This window comes from Actinosynnema sp. NPDC059335, from assembly GCF_042752395.1.
Lineage (GTDB): Bacteria > Actinomycetota > Actinomycetes > Mycobacteriales > Pseudonocardiaceae > Actinosynnema.
The window spans coordinates 1-14,542 of record NZ_JBHYXZ010000166.1 but is presented as its reverse complement, the minus strand read 5'-3'; the positions used below and the strand labels follow the sequence as shown (position 1 = coordinate 14,542).

Here is a 14,542-nt window from a genome sequence, read left to right as displayed (position 1 = left end):
ACGCCGCGGGGCCCGCCCCGGCCGCCGCGACACCCCCGCGGGGCGTTTGCGGGGGGAGCGGCGGGGTCGGCCGGCGAACGGGCTTGGGGCCGCCGGCTGCCGTGCCGTGATCGGCAGGCGGCCGAACAGTGTCTCGTCGCGGGGGAACGTAGTACCCGTTCGGGCCGATAGCGTGGGTGTGAAGCCTGCCGTCCATCGCACCGTGCTGGCTGTCGACGTCGCCGGCTTCGGCGATCAGGGCCGCTCCAACCGTGACCGGGTCGCGGTGCGCGACGGGCTGTACTCGGCCTTGCTCTCGGCGTTCCGGGCGTGCGGCATCCCGTGGGAGGCGTGCCACCACGAGGACCGGGGTGACGGTGTGCTCGTGCTGGCCCCGCCGGACGTGGTGAAGGCCCTGTTCACCGAGGTGCTGCCGGACGCGCTGCTCGCCGAGGTGCGGGGGCACAACGCCGGGCGCGGGGCGGCGGAGCGGATGCGGCTGCGGGTGGCGGTGCACGCGGGCGAGGTGCAGTTCGACGACCACGGGGTCGTCGGGGTCGCGGTCAACCACACGTTCCGCTTGCTCGACGCCCCACCGGTGAAGGCCGCGCTCGGCGAGTCGGCCGCACCGCTCGTGCTGGTCGTCTCGGACTGGTTCCACGACGAGGTCGTGCGGCACAGCCCGGCCAGCGAGCCGGACGCGTTCCGCCGGGTCCGGTTCACGGTCAAGGAGACCACCGGCACGGCCTGGGTGCGTGTGCCGGGCGAGCCGCGCCCACCGGACAACGGCGCGGTGCCGCGCCAACTCCCCGCGCACACCCCGCGGTTCAGCGGGCGGCACGTCGAGTTGGACGCGCTCGACGTGTTGCTGCACGACACGCCGACGGCCGTGATCGACGGGATGGCCGGCGTGGGCAAGACCGCTCTGGCGCTGCACTGGGCGCACCGCAACGCCGGGCACTTCCCCGACGGGCAGCTCTACGTGAACCTGCGCGGGGTCGACCCGATCTCGGCGCCGTTGCTGCCCGCCGAGGCGGTGCGCGGGTTCCTCGACGCCTTGGGTGTGCCGCCCGACTCGATCCCGGTGGACCTGCACGCCCAGGCGGCGCTGTACCGCAGCCGGGTGGCGACCCGGCGGATGCTGATCGTGCTGGACAACGCGGCGGACGCCGAGCACGTGCGGCCGCTGCTCCCCGGTGGGGACTCGCCCAGCCGGGTGGTGGTGACCAGCCGCGACCGGCTCACCAGCCTGGTCACCGAGGAAGGCGCGCACCCCGTGCCCCTGGCGGTGCCCGACGACGAGGAGGCGGAGGCACTGCTCGCGCTGCGGCTGGGCGGGCAGCGGGCGGCGGCCGAGCCGGAGGCGGTCCGGTTGCTGGTCGAGCGGTGCGCGCGGCTGCCGCTGGCGCTGGCCGTGACGGCGGCGCGGGCGGGCGCGGCGCGGCACGTGCCGCTGCGGGCCCTCGCGGACGAGTTGGGCGACGAGCAGGATCGGCTGGACGTGCTGGACGCCGGCGACCCGCGGACCAGTTTGCGCGCGGTGTTCTCCTGGTCCTGCCGCACGCTCTCGGCGCCGGCCGCGCGGCTGTTCCGGCTGCTCGGCGTGGCGCCGGGGCCGGACACCGGCCTGCACGCCGCGGCGTCGTTGATCGGCGCGGACGTGTCGTCCACCCGGCGGGTGGCGGCCGAGCTGACCCGGGCGCACCTGCTGGAGGAGCACCAGCCTGGCCGGTTCCGGTGCCACGACCTGCTGCGCGCGTACGCGGCGGAACTGGCCGAGGAGGACCCGGCCGACCGTGACGCCGCCGTCCTGCGGGTGCTGGACCACTACCTGCACACGGGGTTCACCGCGTCGCTGGCGATCGAGCCGTTCCGCCACCCCGTCACGCTCGCGCCGCCGGTGCCGGGCGCGGTGGTGCGGCCGATCCCGTCGCGGCGGCAGGCGGCGGCGTGGTTCACGACCGAGTACGCCTGCGTGCTGGCCGCCGTCGACCGCGCCGCGACCACCGGCCTGGACGTGCACGCCTGGCAGCTGCCGTGGACGTTCGCGTCGTACCTGTACTGGTACGGCCATTGGCGTGACCTGGTCGCGTGCCTGGGCACCGCGATGGCTGCGACGCGGCGGCTCGGCGATGTGGCCGCCCGGGCGGTGACGCACCGCCTGCTCGGCAACGCCTACGCCAACCTCGGGCGACGCGACGAGTCGCTGGCCGAGCTGACGCGGGCCGCGACGGCGTTCCACGAGATCGGCGACGTGGAGGGCGAAGCCATCGCGCGCTACTCGACGGCCGTCGTCCTGGACCGCTTCGGCATGCCCGCCGAGGCGATCGACCGGGCACACGAAGCGCTGGAGCTCTACCGTCGGACGGGCAACCGCACCGTGGAGGCCAGGACGCTCAGCGCCATCGGGTGGTTCGAGGCGCGCCTGGGCCACTACGACCACGCGCTGGAGCAGTGCAGCCGAGCGCTGGAGCTGCTGCACGCGTTGGGCGACCGGCAGGGCGAGGCCGACACCCTCGACAGCATGGGTTTCGCCAAGGCGGGATTGGGTCTGCACGACGAGGCCATCGCCTACCACCGCCGGGCGATGGAGCTGTGGCGGGAATCCGGCAACGACTCGCACCGGGCCAAGACCCTGACCCAGTTGGGCGACATCCACGCGGCAGCGGGCGACGTCCGGGCGGCGCGTGAGGCGTGGCAGCAGGCGCTGGAGGTCTTCGAGTCGTTGGGCGACCCCGCCGCCGACGACCTGCGCGCCAAGCTGGAAGACGGCTGAAGGTCATCGCGTGCGACCGCTGGATCGCAGGCCGGAGAACACATTCTCCGCGCAACCGGGGAGTGCCCCCCACGTCGGGTTCGGCCGCCTGCGGACGCAACTCTTCAAATGCCTTCGAACACCCTCGGCTTGAGAATGGCGCGCTTCATCGTTGTGCGGCCGTCGACCATCCTTTGGAGATTTCGACAGCGCTTTCCGCGAGGCGGTGGGAGTCCCGGAAGGATTGTCACCCACAGAGGACTGCCGCCGGTGGCGATCATGTTCAAGGTCTTCGGGATTCCGTCGACGCCGATGACGATGGTCTCCTCGGTGTTCGACGAGGCGGTCTCACGAAGTGCGCCGACGACGCCCAGTGCCATGTCGTCGCTGGTACAGAAGACGGCGTCCAGGCGAGCCACCCGTGCGAAGGCTGATCGGTCGTGGGCCTGAGCCGCGTTGTACGCGCTGAGCGGCTGAAATCGCAGGTGTCGTCGATGGTGACGGAGACGGGTCGAGACTGGCGCGTAAGCGCTCTGCACAACAGCTCTGCCGATCCGTGTGCTCATGGCCGGCCGAGATCAGGACGTGAGGCCGTCGCACGTCACGTCGCCGTAGATGATCCACCAGCCAGCGCCCTGCCTCTGTCCCGAGGTCGGAGCTGAGGTATTGTGCCTGGCCGCCTGTTCGACCGATGACGCCGTCGGTCCCGCAGCCCGTCCCGGCAGTTCGTCGGGCGTCCCGGGAAATGCGGGCGTCGGCGTTCCGCCCGGGACGACATCCGACCCGTGCCCGCAGTGCGGTCCGACCGGAGGATCCGGTTGCCGCCGGTACCCGACGCACCCTTCGCTTCCGCACGCGCACGTCGATTGCGGGCGGGGCCCGTTCCGGTGACCCGGCGGTCGTGCGCCCGACAGCGCACCTCGCTGTTGACCCGTGACGAGAAGTCGCACTAGTGCGGACTCGGACGGTTCGGTATCACGAGGGCTCAGTCACTCGACCGAGCATCGGTACTGCCCGAACAGGTGATGTGGCTCGACTCGGCGGAGTTGCGCAACACGTTGTATCGACTGGACGATTCACTGGGTGACAGTTGCCCACAAATGAGGTGTAATCTATGTTAACTTTCGCCTCAGTCACACCATTACACCACCGGACGGGTGAACTTGTTCCGGGTGCTCTCTTGACCGGAAAAGCTCCCGGCGAGTGTCATCTGATGCCATACTCATCCGCACCTCTGTCGAGGCGTGGACGTCGTGCCGCTCCTCGGCTGTCGGCGAGGCCAGTCGGAGGGTGGGCACATGGCCCCACGCAATGATGTCACCGGATCGTCGGTGGGCAACGTCATCCAGGCCTCGTCCATAGGCGAACTGAACATCGTCACATCGGCACCGCACCACGCGCCCATGCAGCTACCACCCGCCCCGCACGCCTTCGTCAACCGTGCCGTCCAACTGCGCCTGATGGACGAGGCGGTGGATCGCGGGGGCACCAGGCCGACAATCCTCGCGCTCAGCGGCATGGCCGGCGTGGGCAAGTCGGCCCTGGCGCTGCACTGGGCTCACACCAACCACTCCAGGTTCGGCGACGGGTTGCTCTACGCCAACGTCGCGGAGTACCGCCATCGCGACGGGGTCGCCACGGGCGAGATCGTCGCGTTCTTCCTGCGATCGCTCGGGGTGCACCAGCAGTACCTCCCGACCCAGTACCCGGAGCGGGTGGCGCTGTTCCGCAGCCTGACCGCCCACGCCCGCCTGCTCGTCGTGCTGGACGACGTCGACGAGCCGGCGCAGGTGCGCGCCCTGTCACCCGCCGGGCGCGGCAGCGTGATCGTCGGCACCAGCAGGCGCAGGCTCAACGGTTTGGCCATCGACGGTGCCCAGTTCATCGACCTGACGCCGTTCAACGCCGATGAGGGCGAGCGCCTCGTAACCCGACTGATGTCCCCCGCGGCCGAGCAGGACCAGGCGAGCATCCGGGAACTCGTGCGCCTCTGCGAGGGTCTCCCGCTGGCGCTCAGCGTCGCCGGGGCCCGACTGGCACAACCACGCTGGTCACCCGCCGGGCTCGTACGCCACCTCTCCGACGACCGGGAACGGCTCGACCGCCTGACCATCGATCCGGGGGGAAGTCCGGTGAAGCACATGTTCGACACCGCCTACGCCGACCTGCGCGAGTCCGCGCAGATCCTGTACCGGCGCCTCGGCCTGCACCCCGGTCCCGAGTTCGGCGGTGACGTCGCCGTGGTCGCCGGCGCGACACCGGCGTTCTCCGCCGAGGCGGACCTGGAGCTGCTGTGCGCCGCCAACCTGGTGGAGCAGTTGGACGGGGATCGCTACCGGTTCCACGACCTCGTGCGCCTGCACGCCCGCGGACGGGCGGAAACGGATGACCCGGCCGAGCAGCGCGAGGCCACGCTCCACCGATTCGTCGACTGGTACGCCACCGGTGCCGCCGCGGCTGATCGGGCTGTCCTCGGGAACAGGTGGCGTCGCGGCAGCCACGACCTCACCGGGTGGTCGGGGCGATTCGACGCCGCGTCCGGAATGGCGTGGCTTGTCGTGGAACGGACGAATTTGTTGGCGGCCATGCGCGCCGCGGACAAACTCGGTTCGCACGACGTCGTGTGGAAGATGTGCGAATCGCTTTGGGCTCTCTACCACAGCCACAAGAACTACGCGGACTGGATCGAATCGCATGAGCTGGGGGTGCGTGCGGCACAGCGGTGCGATGACGTGACCGCCGAAGTCCGCATGCGCAACCAGCTAGCCCGTGCGCACATCGAACTCCACGAGTTCGGCGCCGCGGGCCGGCAACTGGAGATCGCGCGGCGACTGGCGGGAGACGATCCGCAGGCCACGTCGGTGGTGTTGGAATCGACCGGTTTGCTGTACCGGGACCAGGGCCGGTACGCGGAAGCGGTGGACGTCTTCGAGGACCTCGTGCTCAAGCAGCGCGCGCTCGGCGACGAACGCTCTTATGCACTGCAGTCCTACCAACTCGGTGACGTGCTCGTGCGGGCAAGCCTCGAAGAACGCGCGGTACCCGTGCTCGAAGAGGCACTGCGCACGATGGAACGCCTCGGTGACGAGATGGCGGCGGCAAGGGTGCACATCGCCCTGGGGCGGGCCTATCACAGGCTGCGCCGTCAACACGAGGCCACGGCCGAGTTGGAGGCGGCGATCGTCACCACGCGGGAGCGCGAGCAACCGGTCAAGGAGGCACAGGCGCTCGAGGTCCTGGTCGGTGTCGCCCAGGACAACCATGACACCATTCGGTTCCGCACGGCCGCGCGGCGCCTGCTGGAACTGTACGTCGACGCCGGGAGCCCACGCAGCGCCGACGTGCAGGAGTGGATCGACCGGGGACGGCGCCCGGACTGGACGAACTGACCTCAGGCCGACCGCAGCGGCAACAGCGGCCGCACCACGGTCACGTGGACCGCCCCGCTCGTCCCTATCCGCAGTTCGACCGCGTCGTTGATCTGGAATCCTTCCACGCGCCACTGGTGGATGGCGGCTCCGAGCAGGACCGGATCGCCGCGAGGCGCTTGCAGCACCAGGCTGTCGGGCGTGAAGCGCATCAGGACCAACTCGCCCGTCACGGCCACCAGCAGAGCGGCTCCAGGCCAGTCGTGCTGGCCGTCGACGAGCCACTGCCGGGCCTCGCGGTAGTGCCCAGCGTCCCTGTTCACCACGATCTCGGCGTTCTCGATGAAGGGTTGGTGGACCTCTTCGGTGTCGATCAGGAGCACCGAGTGAGGGCTGGTGTCCGGGGATGCCAGGATGGCGGGGAATCGCTCCACCTCGAGGTGGCGGTCGAACGGCGTGGGGTCGATGATCGTCTTGACCCTGAAGGCCGTCGATTCGTAGGAACCGCGGATCGGGCTCGGATCCGGGATCGGCACCATGAGCGGTTCCCCGTCGGGAGGGGCGATTCCCGCCAGGTCGTGGAGCGTGTCGCGGAGTGTCGCCCACGACCGGCCTTGGTTGCCGAACATCCGGTTGACTGCCGCCGCGAACCTGTTCTCGTCACGCCGCCGCATCGCGGACTCGATCTGCACGCGCAGGTCGGCGGACACGTCGAGCCGGTCGGCCTCGTCCCGCAGTGCGGCGATCGGCGAGGCCGGGTCGACCTCGGTGGAGCCGTCGGCGGCGAGCAGGAGCGGCACGCCGAGGCTGCCGGCGTAGAAGACCACCGAACCGTGGTCGCCGATCAGCACGTCCGCCGCGATCACCGCGGCCTGCCAGCTGTCGTCCGGTGCGATGATCAGCATTCCCGCAGCCAGTTCTTTCCCGTAGGCCACTTCGATCGCGGCTCTCGTGCGCTCGGCCCAGATATTCACGTGCAGCACCAGCACCACCTGGAACCGATCGCGAGGCAGTTCCGCGACGAGCCTGCGCACGAGGTCTTCCCGGGTGGCCATGAGCGAGTGGTCGTTCCAGGTCGAGCTGATCACGACCAGGCAGCGCTCGTCACCGACACCGAGGATCTTGCGGTACCGCTTCCTCCGCCCGCGTGAACTCACCATCTGGTCGAACAGCGGGTCACCGATCTCCTTGGCACGCGACCGCGCCGCGAAGCACAGGCGCGCGCGTTGCTCCTCGTGTGACAGGCCGATCACCCTGGCGAACACCTTCCCGCCGGCGAGGAGCTCGTGGCAGGACAGCCCGGCGGAGACCGTCTCGTCGTGGGTCGAGCTGAAGAGCCGGCGGTTGTAGCCCGCACCGTGCGCCACCACCAGCATGGGTCCCTGGAGCTCGGCGAGTCTGCCGTTGACGTGGGCGGCGAGGATGGCGTCCCATCGGATCGCCCGCGCCTGCTCCCAGTCGATCCGGCGGAAGTGCAGCCCGCGGAGCCGTTCCTCCAGGCCGTCCGCGTACTTGGACCCCTCGTCGATCACGGCGTCGATCGACCACGGGGTACCCATCAGCGTCAGCAGCACCGTGCCGATGCGGTTGAGCGAGGTGAGGTTCCGGGCCACGAGCAGCAGCCGAGGACGCGGTGACGGGGGTGGATGGGCGGTGTCGATCTTCACAACCACCTCCCCGCCACCTCGCAACCTGCCATGTAGCATTCTGCCAGTCAGATGGTAGCCAGGTGTCGCCTGGCTAGGAAGCATACGGCTTGGTGGCCAGTGCCACCCGCCCGCCCCTCGGGAGGACGCACCCTTGATCGACAAAGGACGGAACCCAGTCACCCAACAACGCCAGTTGAGGGCCGAACTACGCACGGCCCGTGAGGCCGCAAGTTTGACCCAGAAGGGCGCGGCAGATTCCTTGGACTGGTCCTTGTCCAAGCTGATCAGGATTGAGACGGGCGCAGTAGGAATTTCCGTGACCGATCTGCGCGCACTACTGCAGCTCTATGGGGTCAGCGACCAGGGCCGGATCGATGAATTGGTCGAAATGGCCAGGTCCGGAAAGCAGCGAGCATGGTGGGACCGGTATCGCCCTCGACTGGTACAGTCATTCGTCACCTTCTTGGGGATGGAGGACTCGACGTCGCTGATTCGACAGTTCCAGCCGCTGTTCGTACCGGGACTCCTCCAGACCGAAGATTACGCGCGCGCCGTCGTCAGCCTCTACAACCCGCATGACGAGGACGCTGTCGAACGCGGCGTCGAAATCCGCATGGAGCGCCAGGAGAGGTTCTACAAGCGGGGCGATCAGCGCGCTCTCTTCATCCTGGACGAAGCGGCCTTGCGTCGACAGATCGGCGGCCCGCAGGCAATGAGGAGGCAGCTCGAGCGATTGAAGGAGATCAACCGGCTGCCGTTCATCTCCATCCAGGTCATCGGCTTCGACAAGGGTGTGCACCAGGGCATGGAGAGCGCCTTCACCGTGTTCGAGTTCCCCGGTGACGAGCAGGACCACGCCATCTACATCGATCAGGCCGGGAAGTCTCAGAGCATCCTGATCCAGAACAGCCCCGAAGACGCGAGCCGCTACGTGGAAGCGTTCATCAAACTGGAAGAGGTAGCCACCCCACCGGACGAACTGGATGCCTTCATCGACCGCATCCTGGCCGAATCTTTCAGTGGAGGAACAACCTGATCGAGCCCGAACCACCACTGCTGACAACGGAGCAACCGATGTCCCTCGGTCGGCGGTAGAAGGCGATTGGAACTCCGCGATAGCATCAGTCGGGACCCGGCTGGCCTGCAGCGGAGGGGGCACGTGTGCAGCAGCGAGCAAACTCGGAGTTCACCAGGCCGGCCCCATTCGGGATGGTCTGGCGCAAGAGTTCCAACTCCGGCCCACAGCAAGGTGACTGCGTGGAGCTCGCACACATGACAGGCCTTGCTTTCGTACGAAACTCGCGGAACCGCAACGGGCCGCACCTGGCATTCCCGCTCGACCGGTGGCAAACCTTCCTGTCGGCGGTCAAGACCGGTCCCCTCGGCCAACACCCGCGCTGACTCCGAGCGGAGCCGCGGCGCACCCGCCTCCGACCAGGCGGAGTGCACATCGACGGCACAGAACCACGACCACTCTGGGGCGCACGTCCACGCCCACGTGGACGTTCCGATAGCGACACACCTACGCCGGTCGCCCGGTGGGTGAGCACAACCCGCCGCTCACCCACCTGGAACATGGCACGGCTGCCGGACTCCCCTGAGGTTGTCCCCGCGAACCGGACACCGGATCTCATGCCACGAGGGTGAGTGCTTGACGGTAGCCGACGCGGGCTTCGTGCGGGGCGCGGTAGTCGAGTGTGGAATGTAGGCGGTCGCGGTTGTAGTAGCCGATATAGGCGAACACGTCGCGTCGGGCGTGGTCGCACGGTGGTGCCGATCTCGGTCTTGAGGGTGGCGAAGAACGACTCCGCGACGACGTTGTCGAAGCAGGACCCGGCCCGCCCCGCCGACGGCCGGATGCCGTCACCGGTGAGCGCGCGGCGGAACAGCCCGGAGCTGTACCGCGTCCCGCCGTCGGCGCGGAAGATCGCGTCGTCGCCGGTCAGGCCGCGACCAGCGGCGAGGTCGAGGGCGTCGCGGACCGGTTCGGCGCGCGTGTGCTCGGCCATCGCGTGCCCGACGACCTCGCGGGTGTGCAGGTCGATCACGGTGGCCGGGTAAGGCCAGCCTCGCCGGGTGGGCAGGTAGGTGATGTCGGCGACCGGTCGGCGGCCCGGTGCCGGGGCGGTGAAGTCTCGGCCGATCAGGTCCGGCGCCGGCACCGCGACCACATCGGGCCTGGTCAGTGACCGTCGTCGGCGACCTGCCGCAACGGCCGGTCCGACAAACGGACCAACTCGACCGCGTCCCTGCCGACATGCCCTGGGTGGGCGAGACCCGCAGGTACTTCGACCTGGACCTCCAGGTGTTCCGCCTGCGCCCGGCCGACCTCGGCCGCACCGCCCACCAAGGCCACCGCCCACCGAACTACGCCTGACCCGCCTTCGTCCCGGGCTCCAGAAGCAGCGGCTCGTGCCCGTCATCGGCCGACGGGACCGGCTGCCGGACCTCTGGATGGCTGAACAACCCGTCCACGATCACCGAACGCTCTCCGGCAGGTGGTCCAACACGTGCACCACGCGCACCGCGACGTCCTGCGCGGTTTTCGCGTCCAGATCGGACAACTCCTGCAACGTGGCCCGCACGAGATCGACCCGTGCTTCGTACCGTGAAACGTACTGGGGTGACATGGGTTTCCGTCCTTCTCCACGCCCTCGGGGCTCAACGCGAACAATGTCGGAGCCGTCTCACGACGCGGGATGTCCGGGCGCACTCGAACGAGTCGACCCGATGACGACAACGCTACACCCCGGTGAGCCGCTCGACGGCGACCGGCGTGGAGAACCACGGAGGACATGCCTGGCTGGCGTCGCCCGCGGCACGCCAACCGCCGGCCCCGGCACCGTCCGCCCGGACGCCTCCATCCGAGTCGTCCTGACGCCCGGGCGCGGTGCGGACCGGCCTCGGAGCGCACCCAACGCCGACCCGCACCGCACAACCAGGCCGCCGTGAGCGCTGTCTGCTCAACGCAACCGCGTCGAGCCTGGCCCACCGCTTAAGGGCTCGTCTTGGTGGGAGGGGGGAGGTGGGAGATGGTCATCGACGGGTTGGAGGCCGTGCCCGGGGGCACGGTCTTCCCCTCTTCCACGTCGCGGCAACCGGTGGCGGCCACCAGGAGCGCCAGGGTGATCACGACGGCTGATCGGCGGACCGGGACGGTTCGGGCCATGGTCTCGATCCTATCCCCGTGTGGCGGCTCAGTCGCAGGTGAACGGGCTGACCTGGGCGCAGGCCGCAGCGATGGGCGAGTAGAACAAGGTGCGCTGCGCCTCGTTCCCTCCCGAGATGATGCCGACCACCTGCGCGCCGGTCCCGGTGCTGTCCCGGATCACCGGGCCGCCGCTGTCGCCGGGCTGGCTGAGCGGGGTGTTGGTCAGGGACTGGGCGACGGACATGCCGCACGGGCTGACGCCGGCGTCCGGGTAGGAGACGCAGACGTTCGTCCGGACGAGTTCGCCCGCGCACCGCGTCCCGCTCACCGAGCCGTTGCCGCACACGCGCATCCCGACGAAGGAGGAGGTGTCCTTGAACTGCATCAGGTTGGTCGGCGTCGTGACGGTCCCGTGGTATTGGCGGTTGGTGTACTTGGTCGTGCTGACCGACTGGGCGTCGATGCGGTTGTTGCCCCACTGCGACGACACGACCGGGCCGATCTCGTCGGAGTAGTAGACCGTGTTGGTGGGCTGGTCGTAGTAACCCTGGAGGATCTCCTCCCCGACGACGAAGCAGTGCCCTGCCGTGTACATGTGCGTCCGCGCGTAGTTGACCGCGGCGCTGCTGCACCAGCTGACCCGGCCCTCGTCCCACCGGATGATCCTGTTGCCGGTGTAGAACGGGAGGTGGTCGTACTCGCGGTCGGGGCCGGGGTAGGCCATCGCGTTCAGCTCGTCCACCCGGGCTCGGGTGACCCGCACCGCTTTCACCGGCTCCTGCACCGACACGACCGCGTTGTGGGTGGTGTTGCGGCCCTTCTCCGGGACGACCGAAACCAGGTCGGCGTCGACCAACCCGGCAACGGACGCGGTGGCGCCGGCGACGTCTTCGCTGACCTTGACCACGACCTTGCCCAGTTGCTCGTCCGCGTACCAGGAGTTGACCGGTGACGCGGCCGGTGCGACCTCCCTCAGCTTGTCGCCGACCTTGGCGAGGGCGTCGTTCAGCACGGCCAGCGATGCCGGCCGCCGCTGGACCTCCACCGGCGCGGCGTGGGCGGAGGTCACCCGGACAGGCGCCAACCGCCGCAGCGCACCGGTCCGCGGTGCGACGTCGAGCCCTTCGGGGACGGCCACCACGAACCTGTTCCGGGTCCGGTCGAGCCAGAAGCCCGAGAAGTCCTGCGGGTGCTGTTCCACGTACGCGCGGACCGCGCCCGCGTCCTCTTCCGCCAAGACCCAGGCGGCCTCGTCCTGCATCTCGGCCGGCGCCGAGTTGGCACCCGGTGCGAGCGCGGTCAACCCGAGCACAACTGCCGTGACGATGGTGAAGGCGCGTCTGTGCAACACAGTTCCTCCCTTGTTTTCGCGTTCCGACGGGATCGGCCGTCGGCGGCTTCGACGCAGTGGCACGCCGAACCGGGCGGGTGTGCGGCGATCTGCTTACCAGGCAACGGTTCAGCGACTAAAGTATTTTGTTTGTCCCTCTCACTGCCCATCTCTGTGCATGCCGAATGCGGGGTGGGTGGCAGCGTCACGGGTAAGTGGACGGGATGGCACGTAACACGCACACACGCCGAAGCCACCCCCGAAAAAGGACACCCCCGGATCGGCCGCCCCATCCGCCCGAGAGGGACTCTAGAGGGATGGAGCTGCGAACGCGAACACTATTTTCCAGGTGCGCTCGAACGGCGCAGACCCTGAAGTCGTGTCTGCTCCCGGATTGACCGGCGGTACCGCCGGCGGGACATGCCGCCGGCGACACCTCTCGGAAGAGGTGGACGGCCACGTCTGCGGTCGTGGCCGTGTCCCGCCCGCGAGACCGCGACGACTCACCGCAGGACGATTTCGTTGACCGGGGAAAGGCGCTGGTATAGCGTCGCGCAGGGGTCCGGACCTCATACTGTCCCATTCTCCAGTCGAGATCGGGTGGATCTGTGAAGAGGTCGGCACTTTACGCTTTGGTTGCCATATCGCTCGTTTCCGGCACCGCGTCGGCTGTCGCCGCACCGGCTCCGGGCAAAGGCGTCGCGCCGGTGCGGGACGTCATCGACGCCAACGCCTGGTCGGAGGCGGACAAGGAGGATGCACGGCGGCTCGCCGCGTTGGACCGCATCAGGGCAAGGGTGGACAGCCGGCCGGACGTCTTCGCGGGCATCAGCACGAACGGCCCCGCCGACGTCACGATCCACGTGGTGAAGGGCCGTGAGGCGAACGCCGACACCGGCGCCCTCAGGCATGAGGCGAGCCTGGAGAAGATCGCGGCGAAGGTGGTGCCCGCCGAGCGCAGCACCGCCGACCTGAAGAAAGTCGCGGACGCCATCCCGGGCACCGAGGCGCTGGCATCCACGTTGGCTTCCTACGGTATCGACCCGGCGACGAACCGGGTGACCGTCGGCGTGACCGAGCTGACCGCCGAGGTGGAGTCGGCGGTGCGGACCGAGTTCGGCGACGCGGTGTCGCTCCACGTCGAGAAGCGGCTCAAGGGGATGTCCGGAAGGTTCAACGACAGTTCGCCGTTCTACGGAGGCATCCGCTACGGCAACGTGGATGGCGCTTGCACCTACGGCTTCTCCGTGACCAATGCCCACGGCACGCGTTACGCCCTCACAGCCGGCCATTGCGGGCAGGTGGGAACCACCTACGCGGCTATGACGTCCTCAGGGGGAACCCGCAACCGGGGCGTCGGCTACACGAACTTCGGAACGATGCAGTTCCGGAGGTTCGGCGGCGGCGGCCTCGACGGCGGCCTGATCGGTGGCGTCGACTACGGCGGCCGCATGTGGGCCCACGGCAATCTCCTCGACGACGGCGACTATTCCCTCGCTGTGCGCGGCACGTCCTACTCATGCCAGGGTTGCCGGGTGATCTTCAACGGATCGTTCAGCGGCTTGCAAACGGGATTCCTGAACGGTCCGGGTGAACGGTGCTACAGCTATGAGAACTTCAACGGGGAGATCAACTGCGGTCAGCAGATGGTCACTCCCACGGCCGGCGGCAGCCTGTGCCAACCCGGCGACAGCGGCGGGCCCGTGTTCGCGCACGACGGGCAGGGGGGTGTGATCGCGGTCGGCATCATCGCGGGCGGTGACGCCTACGGGAACTGCACCTACACGCCGGTCCAGACGCTCCTGAACGCTTGGACGAGCCAGATCACGGTCGGCTGACGCGGTGACCGGCCGGGCGCCGTCGGATCACCTCGGCGGCGTCCAGGCCGATCCCCGCCGACGTCGGGGATGTGCATGGGGTCTTCGAGCACCACCTGGGCACAGCGGTCAGGTGGGGACGAGATCGGGGATGATGCCGGCGAGTTGGGCGCGGGAGGTGATGCCGAGCTTGGGGAACATCCGGTGCAGGTGGTAGCCGACCGTGCGGTGGGAGATGAACAGGCGTTGGCCGATTCCGCGGTTGGAGTTGCCCTCCGCCGCGAGCTGGGCGATCTGGAGTTCCTGCGGGTGAGGGCGTCGAGTGCCCGCGCCGACGGCCGCTCGGACTGCTCGCCGGCGGCACGCAGTTCGGCGCGGGCGCGTTCGGCCCAGGGGCGCAGGGTGAAGGCGTCGAACGCGTCATGCGCGGCCCGCAGCGCGGCCCGCGACTCGGCGACGTACCGGTTCCGGTGCTGCACGCGCGCCCTTGAGG

Annotated in this window: 11 protein-coding genes and 1 pseudogene; 5 read left to right on the top strand and 7 right to left on the bottom strand. The window is 69.2% G+C overall.

Features of this window, described 5'->3' with window-relative positions; genetic code table 11:
* The first annotated feature begins 202 nt into the window (after positions 1-202).
* A complete protein-coding gene (locus tag ACFXGA_RS33965) occupies positions 203-2,755 on the top strand; it encodes an ATP-binding protein (protein WP_378095152.1) in 2,553 nt (850 codons plus the stop codon).
* Positions 2,756-2,859: 104 nt separating this feature from the next.
* Here ACFXGA_RS33965 and ACFXGA_RS33960 read toward each other — a convergent pair whose 3' ends face one another.
* Positions 2,860-3,153, bottom strand: a complete 294-nt coding sequence (locus tag ACFXGA_RS33960) for a hypothetical protein (RefSeq protein ID WP_378095150.1) — start codon at positions 3,151-3,153, stop codon at positions 2,860-2,862.
* Between the two features lie 879 nt (positions 3,154-4,032).
* Here ACFXGA_RS33960 and ACFXGA_RS33955 point away from each other — a divergent pair.
* Positions 4,033-6,123, top strand: a complete 2,091-nt coding sequence (locus ACFXGA_RS33955; protein WP_378095148.1) for an NB-ARC domain-containing protein — start codon at positions 4,033-4,035, stop codon at positions 6,121-6,123.
* Positions 6,124-6,125: 2 nt separating this feature from the next.
* On the opposite strand, the gene ACFXGA_RS33950 is transcribed toward ACFXGA_RS33955, so the two are convergent.
* A complete protein-coding gene (locus ACFXGA_RS33950) occupies positions 6,126-7,769 on the bottom strand; it encodes a hypothetical protein (protein ID WP_378095146.1) in 1,644 nt (547 codons plus the stop codon).
* 133 nt (positions 7,770-7,902) lie between these two features.
* On the opposite strand from ACFXGA_RS33950, the gene ACFXGA_RS33945 reads away from it, so the two are divergent.
* Together ACFXGA_RS33945 and ACFXGA_RS33940 are read left to right on the top strand one after the other, a co-directional pair.
* Complete coding sequence (locus tag ACFXGA_RS33945; RefSeq protein ID WP_378095144.1) at positions 7,903-8,787, top strand: helix-turn-helix domain-containing protein; 885 nt, start codon at positions 7,903-7,905, stop codon at positions 8,785-8,787.
* Positions 8,788-8,960: 173 nt separating this feature from the next.
* Positions 8,961-9,152, top strand: coding sequence for a DUF397 domain-containing protein (locus ACFXGA_RS33940; protein ID WP_378095162.1), 192 nt, complete (start codon positions 8,961-8,963; stop codon positions 9,150-9,152).
* A 485-nt stretch (positions 9,153-9,637) separates the two neighbouring features.
* Here the strand turns inward: ACFXGA_RS33940 and ACFXGA_RS33935 are convergent.
* From ACFXGA_RS33935 to ACFXGA_RS33920, 4 genes and pseudogenes are all read right to left on the bottom strand, one after another.
* Positions 9,638-9,913, bottom strand: a pseudogene (locus ACFXGA_RS33935) (DDE-type integrase/transposase/recombinase); the annotation flags it as partial.
* A gap of 315 nt (positions 9,914-10,228) precedes the next feature.
* The gene (locus tag ACFXGA_RS33930; protein ID WP_378095142.1) at positions 10,229-10,381 is read right to left on the bottom strand and encodes a DUF6307 family protein; all 153 of its coding nucleotides are present in this window, start codon (positions 10,379-10,381) and stop codon (positions 10,229-10,231) included.
* Between the two features lie 365 nt (positions 10,382-10,746).
* Positions 10,747-10,920: a hypothetical protein gene (locus tag ACFXGA_RS33925; protein WP_378095140.1), complete on the bottom strand. Its 174-nt coding sequence runs from the start codon at positions 10,918-10,920 to the stop codon at positions 10,747-10,749.
* Between the two features lie 28 nt (positions 10,921-10,948).
* Complete coding sequence (locus tag ACFXGA_RS33920) at positions 10,949-12,253, bottom strand: hypothetical protein (protein WP_378095138.1); 1,305 nt, start codon at positions 12,251-12,253, stop codon at positions 10,949-10,951.
* A 587-nt stretch (positions 12,254-12,840) separates the two neighbouring features.
* On the opposite strand from ACFXGA_RS33920, the gene ACFXGA_RS33915 reads away from it, so the two are divergent.
* Positions 12,841-14,070 (top strand): hypothetical protein, encoded by a 1,230-nt coding sequence (locus ACFXGA_RS33915; protein ID WP_378095136.1) that lies wholly within the window; start codon positions 12,841-12,843, stop codon positions 14,068-14,070.
* Between the two features lie 108 nt (positions 14,071-14,178).
* On the opposite strand, the gene ACFXGA_RS33910 is transcribed toward ACFXGA_RS33915, so the two are convergent.
* Positions 14,179-14,304, bottom strand: a complete 126-nt coding sequence (locus ACFXGA_RS33910) for a LuxR C-terminal-related transcriptional regulator (RefSeq protein ID WP_378095160.1) — start codon at positions 14,302-14,304, stop codon at positions 14,179-14,181.
* Positions 14,305-14,542: the final 238 nt, after the last annotated feature.

Excerpts from the sequence above, each read along its gene's own strand:
- ACFXGA_RS33940 (WP_378095162.1), top strand. The coding sequence starts at position 8,961 with ATGGTCTGGCGCAAGAGTTCCAACTCCGGCCCACAGCAAGGTGACTGC.
- ACFXGA_RS33930 (WP_378095142.1), bottom strand. The coding sequence starts at position 10,381 with ATGTCACCCCAGTACGTTTCACGGTACGAAGCACGGGTCGATCTCGTG.
- ACFXGA_RS33925 (WP_378095140.1), bottom strand. The coding sequence starts at position 10,920 with ATGGCCCGAACCGTCCCGGTCCGCCGATCAGCCGTCGTGATCACCCTG.
- ACFXGA_RS33955 (WP_378095148.1), top strand. The coding sequence starts at position 4,033 with ATGGCCCCACGCAATGATGTCACCGGATCGTCGGTGGGCAACGTCATC.